This window comes from Clostridium sulfidigenes, assembly GCF_000732635.1.
Classification (GTDB): Bacteria; Bacillota; Clostridia; order Clostridiales; family Clostridiaceae; genus Clostridium_J; species Clostridium_J sulfidigenes.
This window is the reverse complement of the sequence record NZ_JPMD01000025.1, coordinates 65,737-73,485: the sequence shown is the minus strand read 5'-3', so window position 1 is coordinate 73,485 and position 7,749 is coordinate 65,737. Positions and strand designations below refer to the sequence as shown.

The 7,749-nt window shown below is 28.9% G+C and carries 8 protein-coding genes; 7 read left to right on the top strand and 1 reads right to left on the bottom strand.

Annotation, left to right across the window (positions count from 1 at the left end):
- The first annotated feature begins 144 nt into the window (after positions 1 to 144).
- On the top strand, positions 145 to 1,605 hold the full coding sequence (gene nhaC / locus IO99_RS10500; protein WP_035133164.1) for a Na+/H+ antiporter NhaC: 1,461 nt from the start codon (positions 145 to 147) through the stop codon (positions 1,603 to 1,605).
- 69 nt (positions 1,606 to 1,674) lie between these two features.
- Here the strand turns inward: nhaC and IO99_RS18410 are convergent, their stop codons facing one another.
- Entirely contained in the window at positions 1,675 to 3,822 is a 2,148-nt protein-coding gene (locus IO99_RS18410) for a sensor histidine kinase (RefSeq protein ID WP_051824048.1), read from the bottom strand.
- Positions 3,823 to 4,056: 234 nt separating this feature from the next.
- Here IO99_RS18410 and IO99_RS10490 point away from each other — a divergent pair, with 234 nt between their 5' ends.
- The 6 genes from IO99_RS10490 (at position 4,057) to arsB (ending at position 7,658) form a co-directional block, all read left to right on the top strand.
- Complete coding sequence (locus tag IO99_RS10490; RefSeq protein ID WP_035133162.1) at positions 4,057 to 4,332, top strand: ArsR/SmtB family transcription factor; 276 nt, start codon at positions 4,057 to 4,059, stop codon at positions 4,330 to 4,332.
- Between the two features lie 49 nt (positions 4,333 to 4,381).
- On the top strand, positions 4,382 to 5,317 hold the full coding sequence (locus IO99_RS10485) for a CobW family GTP-binding protein (RefSeq protein ID WP_035133160.1): 936 nt from the start codon (positions 4,382 to 4,384) through the stop codon (positions 5,315 to 5,317).
- A gap of 26 nt (positions 5,318 to 5,343) precedes the next feature.
- On the top strand, positions 5,344 to 5,583 hold the full coding sequence (locus tag IO99_RS10480; RefSeq protein WP_035133158.1) for a thioredoxin family protein: 240 nt from the start codon (positions 5,344 to 5,346) through the stop codon (positions 5,581 to 5,583).
- 189 nt (positions 5,584 to 5,772) lie between these two features.
- On the top strand, positions 5,773 to 6,090 hold the full coding sequence (locus IO99_RS10475; RefSeq protein WP_035133156.1) for an ArsR/SmtB family transcription factor: 318 nt from the start codon (positions 5,773 to 5,775) through the stop codon (positions 6,088 to 6,090).
- Positions 6,091 to 6,170: 80 nt separating this feature from the next.
- Entirely contained in the window at positions 6,171 to 6,581 is a 411-nt protein-coding gene (locus tag IO99_RS10470) for an arsenate reductase ArsC (protein ID WP_035133154.1), read from the top strand.
- Positions 6,582 to 6,593: 12 nt separating this feature from the next.
- Entirely contained in the window at positions 6,594 to 7,658 is a 1,065-nt protein-coding gene (gene arsB, locus IO99_RS10465) for an ACR3 family arsenite efflux transporter (protein WP_035133152.1), read from the top strand.
- The last annotated feature ends 91 nt before the right edge of the window (positions 7,659 to 7,749 follow it).

Sequence of the window (7,749 nt, the reverse complement as noted above, 5' to 3'; positions counted from 1 at the left end):
AAATATAATTATATATTTTACTATTTATTACATGTAAAGGGTTATAAAATAACTATAGATAAATTATTTAATTCACGCTTATAAGTATTTTTTTATAAGAAAATACTTAAAGATAAATATTTAATTAACAAGGGGGACTAATTTATGAATAAGGGGAAAGAAATTAAAAAACCATCGCTGCTAATAGCAGTGATACCATTTGTGTGCTTAATTTGCTTTATGCTATTAGGTGTACTAGTATTTGATTCAGCACCACAGATACCATTAGTTATATGTTGTGCTATTACTGCCATTATAGGGAAATTTTTAGGTCATAGCTGGGAAGATATGGAGGAGTCAATGATAAAGACAAACTCCATGGCTATGCAAGCTAACTTTATTATTATGATAGTTGGTTGTTTAGTAGGATCTTGGATTGCGGGTGGAGTAGTTCCAGGAATGATATTTTATGGACTTAAATTATTTACACCAACCATGTTTTTATTCTTGCTTCCAATAATATGTGCTATCGTTTCTGTTTCAACAGGAAGTGCATGGACTACAGCAGGAACTATGGGAACAGCAGCAATGGGTATAGGTGCTGGTCTTGGAATACCTTCTGCAATTGTTGCAGGGGCAGTTGTTACAGGCGCTTCTTTTGGAGATAAGCTGTCACCACTTTCAGATAGTACAAATTTGTCAGCAGGTGTAGCGGGAGTAAATGTGTTTGATCATATAAGACATATGCTGTATACAACAATACCAAGCTTTATAATTGCTGTAATTCTATTTGCTATAATAGGCTTAGGATTCAGAGATACAGCAGTTGCTGATACTAGTCAAATAAATGCTATTTTAGAAACATTACAAGGGAGCTTCAATATTAGTCCAATAATATTTATAGCACCACTTTCAGTAGTTTTAATGATTATATTTAAAGTTCCAGCAATACCAGGAATGTTAGGAGGTACTATTATAGGAGTTTTATTTGCACTAGGACAAGGACAGACTATTTCAGGCATTGTACAGTCACTATTCTATGGCTTTGAGATAAGCTCAGGAAATGCAATGGTTGATTCACTCCTTAATAGAGGCGGTATGCTTGGAATGATGGAAACTATTTCTTTAGTTATGTGTGCATTATGTTTTGGTGGACTTGTAAAGCAAATAGGTTGTTTAGATACTATAATAGCTAAAATTCTTACTTTCTGTCACAGCAGAGGAAGTATTGTTCTATCAAATATTATAAGTTGTATCGCTATGAACTTTATGGCTGCTGATCAATACATGGCAATAGTTATACCAGGTCAAATGTATAAACCAGTATATGAAAAGTTGAATTTACATCCTAAAAATCTTTCAAGAGTACTTGAAGATGCAGGAACTTTAACTTCAGGGCTAGTGCCTTGGTCAACTTGTGGGGCAGTATACTTTACTACTTTAGGAGTAAGTGCTTTTGCTTATGCACCATTCCACTTCTTGGGATTAATTAATCCTATTATATCTGCATTCTACGGATATACAGGATTTGCAATGAAGCCATTAGATGAAAGTAAACCAATATCTAAAGGATTATCTGCTGAGGATTTTATAAAAGAAGAAAATGATAATGAAATTGTAGCTTAATAATATAAATAAAAAATGGAATTCCTTATTATAAGGGATTCCATTTTGTTTTGTTCTTTGTAAACTACTTTAATTAGGATGGGAATATATGTCTGAAAATTCAATCTTAAGTCTCTCACCTCTAGAGTCTATAACTTTATTATAAAAATAATTAACTTTACTATCTTTTTCAGAAATTATAGGTAAGTAAAAGATAAACTCTGAACCTTTGTCTATAGTCTTATTTACCCATATTTCTCCACTATGAAGTTCAATAAAGGATTTTGCTAAGGGTAATCCAATTCCACTTCCTTCAGCTCTTCTTATGAATAAATTATCCACCTGTTTAAATCTTTCAAATATAATATCATAACTATCCTTTGGTATACCTACACCATCATCCTTTACAGAAATATATAGTCTATCCTCGTCCCAGTTAGTTGTTAGTGTAATCCATATGTTGCCATTAACTTCTGTGTATTTTATGGAGTTAGAAATTAAATTTAAAATTACTTTTTGAATTTTTTCAGGATCACAATCCAGAAATACTTCTTCTTCATTAGTATCAAATATTATATTTTTACTCATTTTCTTTATATATTGAGAAACTGAGTCCACCACATCTTCAAAATATGAAATAGCATTAACATTTTCTTTGTATAGCTTTATATTGTTGCTATCAACTTGGGTTACATCAATTAGGTTATCAACTAATCTAAGAAGTCTATATGAGTTTTGTTTTATCATGTTAAGACGATTATAGTAAATACTATTATTATCATTTACACTATTATAACCATTAAGCTCTAACTGAATGCTTGCTAATATTATATTTAAAGGAGTTTTAAATTCGTGGGAGATATTTGCTAGGAAATCTGTTTTAAATTTCTCGCATTCTACTTTTTCTTCTAAAGAGGCAACTTTTTCTTCTAGTTTTGAAAAGCTAGTTACATCTTTACCTGTAATAAATATTTCCTGTGTTTCTTGTTGGTGATAATAATACCATTCAATTAATTTGAAGGAATTGTTTTTACATTTTACTTCACATATTCCACCATAAAATTTTTTGTTATAGGTATGCAAAATATCTTTAAAATTTATACTATTATTTGTTGATTTTATTAGTGTCTGAATAGGAATTTTTTTAAAATCATTAAAGTCCCAGCCCAATATGAAAGGTATATTAGAACTTATTTTTTTAATATATCCATTAGTATCAATAATCGCATATAAATCAACTGCTATATTAAGAAACCTACTCAATTCATTTTCAAGTTTAATCTTTTTTTGCAACTGATATGTCAATTGGGTAGATAAATATATATTTTTTAGTAATAAGGCTAATCGCTTAGAAGTCCTTACAATATATTTAGCATTAGATTCTGTGTCAAATGACTCATTATAATATAAATTTAAAACACCTATAAGTCTGGAGTTATTATAGACTATAGGTATAACAATTATATAATTATCTTTAAGAAAGTACTTATAGCTTTGACAAAAACCATTATTACAGTAAAAATTTTCACAGTTTTTTAAAGGTGTGGGTGAGTTTATTTTCTTAGAAATATTTATTAATTCGTCTTTATAGAAATCACTTATAGAAAAGGTATCATTGCCAGATATGTTTTCATTAATGCCTAGTGACATTTGCTTTATTAACATCTTTTTAAAATCATCATAGATCCAAAGGCTTGTACCATTTATGTCTAGGGTTTCATATATATCCATAAGATATTCATGAACTTCTTCATAAGAAACTTGTTCACGCTTTTCTTCACTCTCAGTAATTAGATTGCATAGTGTTTTATATTTATTGTCTATAATAAAATTGTTGTAGTATAGTTCATCTGTATTAATAACTTGTCCAATGGCTAAAAAGGAGTAACAGCTATTGTCCGAATTTATAATGGGAATTTTGTGAGTTTGTAAAATAACTTCTCTACCTTTTATATATAAATATTCATTCATAATACTTTTTTTCTTTTTATTAATAACATTTAAATCATCTTTAATGACAAATTTAAAACTAGAGTAGTCGAAGATATCAAGACCGTTACTATGCAATAAAGTATTTTTATCCTCCCCTAGAAGATTACATAATGCGTTATTAACTGCTAGATATTCTCCATTTATATTTTTTATCCATATACAATCATCAAATTCATTTAAAATAGGGATTAATACATCTATAGTTTCTTGATTTAGGTGTGTTTTATTGAAAAGATTATTATACATAGCAATCACTCCTATTTAAGAATATATATTATGTTTCTTATGTTTCAATTATAAATGGAAATGGTAAAAAATGAAACAAATTTTACAAAAATAGTCATAAAATACTATAAAAATACAATAATTTTTTATAAGAGGAATAAGTTAAAAGTCAAAGTCATATAGACAAATATCTATATGAGAGATATAATAGGGGTATAAAATATCTATAAATAAAAGATTAGGAGATAGAATTTAATGAAATATGATTATGCAGAATATGTTCAAATGTTTAAAGCATTGGCAGATGAGACGAGACTAAAAATTATTAATATGCTTACAGAATCAGAGGAATTGTGTGCATGTAAAATTCTTGAGAATTTTAATATTACTCAACCTACCTTATCTTATCATATGAAGATTTTAACAGATAGTGGATTGGTTCTTGGTAATAAGGATGGCTCTTGGATGAAATATACATTAAATTCAGAGAGAATTACTGAATTGAGAAGTTTTTTAAACTCTAAAAACTAAAAAATCTAAGGATATTTCTTTGTATTATTAATTTACAGGAGGGCAAATCATGGAGAAAAAAATTAATTTATATGTATTAACTGGATTTTTAGGTTCAGGTAAAACTACGGTGCTTTTAAGGCTATTAGATGTGTTAAAGAGCAGTAAGGTTGGAGTTATACAAAATGAATTTGGGAAGCTAGGCATAGATGGAACTATACTTAAAAGAGATAATATTGAGATGGTAGAGATTAATAGGGGATCTATCTTCTGCTCATGTTTAAAAATATCATTTGCTCAAGCTTTAGCTGAAATGAGTAAACAGGATTTAGAGTATGTCTTTGTAGAGAGTTCAGGACTAGCAGATCCATCAAATATAGAAGAAATACTTGAAGGTGTAAAGGTTTTATCACCTGAAGCAACTTATGATTTAAAGGGAGTATTATGCTTAATCGATGGAATAAACTTTAGAGAGCAATTAGAAGATTTAGAAACAGTTAATCGTCAATTAAAGCATTGTCATATGGCTATTATAAATAAAGTAGATTTAATTGAAGAGGAAGAGCTAAAGAACGTAATTAAAGAAGTTAGACAGGTAAATCCAAAGTGTGATATAGAAACTTGTTCCTTTGGAGAATTTAGTAAGGACTTTTTAGATAAGGATCTATTAGTAAATCAGTGGGCTGAAGGAGAAGAGTCTACAAATACTGTGGAAAACAAGCCAAAAAGCCTAACTATGAATTTTAGTAGTGTTGTAAGCAAAAATAAAATGGAAGAATTCTTAAATTCTATTAAGAAGGATAGCTATAGAATAAAAGGTTTCTTTAATTTAAATGATGGATGGCAACAAATAGATGTGGTAGGAAAAAATATAGATTATAAGCCATGTGAACCAAAGGAAGTTTCACAACTAGTGTTTATATCTAAAATAGGACCTAATATAATAAAGCCTATAATTAATAATTGGAATGAAATTGTAGGAGAAAAAATGGAACTTAAAAATTAAAGTTTTAAATTTTAGGAGGAGTTCATATGGAATTTAAGGTTTTAGGAGAAGGGTGCTCTAAATGCACTAAACTTTATGATAACACTTTGGAAGCTTTAAAGGAGCTAGGGATAGAAGCTGATGTGACTAAGGTTGAATCTTTAGTAGATATTATTTCATTAGGAGTTATGACTACTCCTACCCTCATGATAAATGGTAAGCCAAAGGCCATGGGACAGGTTTTATCTACAAAACAAATAGTAGAGTTAATAAAAAAAACTATATAGTAAAAGTTTTAGAATAAGTAACTAGATATTAAATTTAGTTACTTATTTTTAGTTATATAAATATATTACTCTACATAGGTAAAAATAAATGTAGCACAGGGAGAAAAATTAAATAAAGTGTATTGACACTATATAGATAATGATCTATATTATTTATATAGATGGTTATCTATATAAGGAGGCTTTGAAATGAATTATGAAGAAAATGCAAAAATTATAAAGGCATTATCTGATCCAAATAGGTTAAAAATAGTAGACATATTATCCTGTGGTGAAAGATGTGCATGTGATATTCTAGAACATTTTGATTTTACACAACCAACTCTTTCCCATCATATGAAGGTATTGATGGATTGTGGTCTTGTTGATAGTAGAAAGGATGGACTATGGAGTCATTATTCTTTAAATAGTACTAATTGTAATAAATTAATTTTATTTTTAACAAATGTTACAACAGATACAGAGGAGTGTATTTGTAAAGAAAAAGAAAAGTGTAAATGTAAATAAATCCATGTTATATATAGATATTTATAAAATAAAAAGTGTAAAAAACTTTACACTAACCAGTTAAGAATGGGGGAGTTAATATGAAACCAAAGGTGGCATTTATATGTGTTCACAATTCTTGTAGATCTCAAATGGCAGAGGCCTTAGGAAAGTTATATGAAGGAGAGGTTTTTGAAAGTTATTCTGCAGGGACCCAGCTAAGACCTACAATAAATCAAGATGCAGTTAGAATAATAAATGAGCTATATAACATTAATATGAATGAGACTCAGAAATCAAAACTGCTAGGAGATATACCTGAAGTAGATATAGTTATTAAAATGGGTTGTAATGTTGTATGTCCTATTTTACCAGGAAAACATATAGAGGATTGGGGATTAGAGGATCCAACTGGAAAGTCCGATGAAGAATTTATTAAAACTGCTAAAATTATTGAAGAAAAAATTAAGAATTTAGCTAAGAGAATAAAAAATGAAGAAATTAAATTATAGGAGGTTTATCTTATGGGTAATAAAAAAGAAAATAGTGAAAAAGGATTAGGTGTTTTTGAAAGATACTTAACTCTATGGGTTGCCCTTTGTATTGTAGTGGGAATATTGGTTGGTCAGTTTTTGCCTATGATACCTAATACTCTAAATAAATTTGAGTATTATAATGTGTCAATACCGGTGGCTATACTTATATGGTTAATGATATACCCTATGATGTTAAAGATTGATTTTGGAAGTATAATTAATGCCACTAGAAAACCAAAGGGACTTATAGTTACTTGTACAACTAATTGGCTTATTAAACCTTTTACAATGTATGCTATATCAGCATTTTTCTTCTTTATAGTATTTAAGGGTATAATAGCACCAGAACTTGCTAAGGAGTATTTAGCTGGAGCAGTGCTTTTAGGAGCTGCACCATGTACAGCTATGGTATTTGTGTGGAGTCACTTAACTAAAGGGGATCCTTCATATACTCTAGTTCAGGTAGCAGTTAATGACTTGATTATTTTAATTGCCTTTGCTCCTATTGTAGCTTTTTTACTAGGGGTTGGTGATGTAGTTATACCTATGGAAACTCTTGTATTATCAACAATATTATTTGTAGTTATACCACTAGTACTTGGATTTATAACTAGAACACTAATAATTAAAAACAAAGGTATAGAGTATTTTAATAATGTATTTTTAAAGAAGTTTGATAATGTGACTATAATAGGATTATTACTGACTTTGATTATATTATTCTCCTTCCAAGGTGATACTATTTTAAATAATCCTGTTCATATAGTATTAATTGCAGTACCGCTTATAATTCAAACTTTCCTTATATTTGGAATAGCTTATATTTGGGCAAAACTTTGGAAGTTGCCACATTCTATAGCAGCACCAGCAGGAATGATTGGAGCAAGTAACTTTTTTGAATTAGCAGTAGCAGTAGCAATTTCATTATTTGGATTACAATCAGGTGCTGCATTAGCTACAGTGGTAGGTGTATTAGTAGAAGTTCCTGTGATGCTTACCCTTGTTAGAATAGCTAATAATAGTAGAGGATGGTTTACTAAAGAAGGAGAATAGTTTAAATTTCATGTCTTAATAAATAAGTAATAAATTTGTAAGCTTTAAGTAATAAATAATAATCTCATAAGGTTTAAAATAAGTATATGAA

Coding starts and splice junctions, on each gene's coding strand:
- nhaC (WP_035133164.1), top strand. CDS start 145: ATGAATAAGGGGAAAGAAATTAAAAAACCATCGCTGCTAATAGCAGTG.
- IO99_RS18410 (WP_051824048.1), bottom strand. CDS start 3,822: ATGTATAATAATCTTTTCAATAAAACACACCTAAATCAAGAAACTATA.
- IO99_RS10490 (WP_035133162.1), top strand. CDS start 4,057: ATGAAATATGATTATGCAGAATATGTTCAAATGTTTAAAGCATTGGCA.
- IO99_RS10485 (WP_035133160.1), top strand. CDS start 4,382: ATGGAGAAAAAAATTAATTTATATGTATTAACTGGATTTTTAGGTTCA.
- IO99_RS10480 (WP_035133158.1), top strand. CDS start 5,344: ATGGAATTTAAGGTTTTAGGAGAAGGGTGCTCTAAATGCACTAAACTT.
- IO99_RS10475 (WP_035133156.1), top strand. CDS start 5,773: ATGAATTATGAAGAAAATGCAAAAATTATAAAGGCATTATCTGATCCA.
- IO99_RS10470 (WP_035133154.1), top strand. CDS start 6,171: ATGAAACCAAAGGTGGCATTTATATGTGTTCACAATTCTTGTAGATCT.
- arsB (WP_035133152.1), top strand. CDS start 6,594: ATGGGTAATAAAAAAGAAAATAGTGAAAAAGGATTAGGTGTTTTTGAA.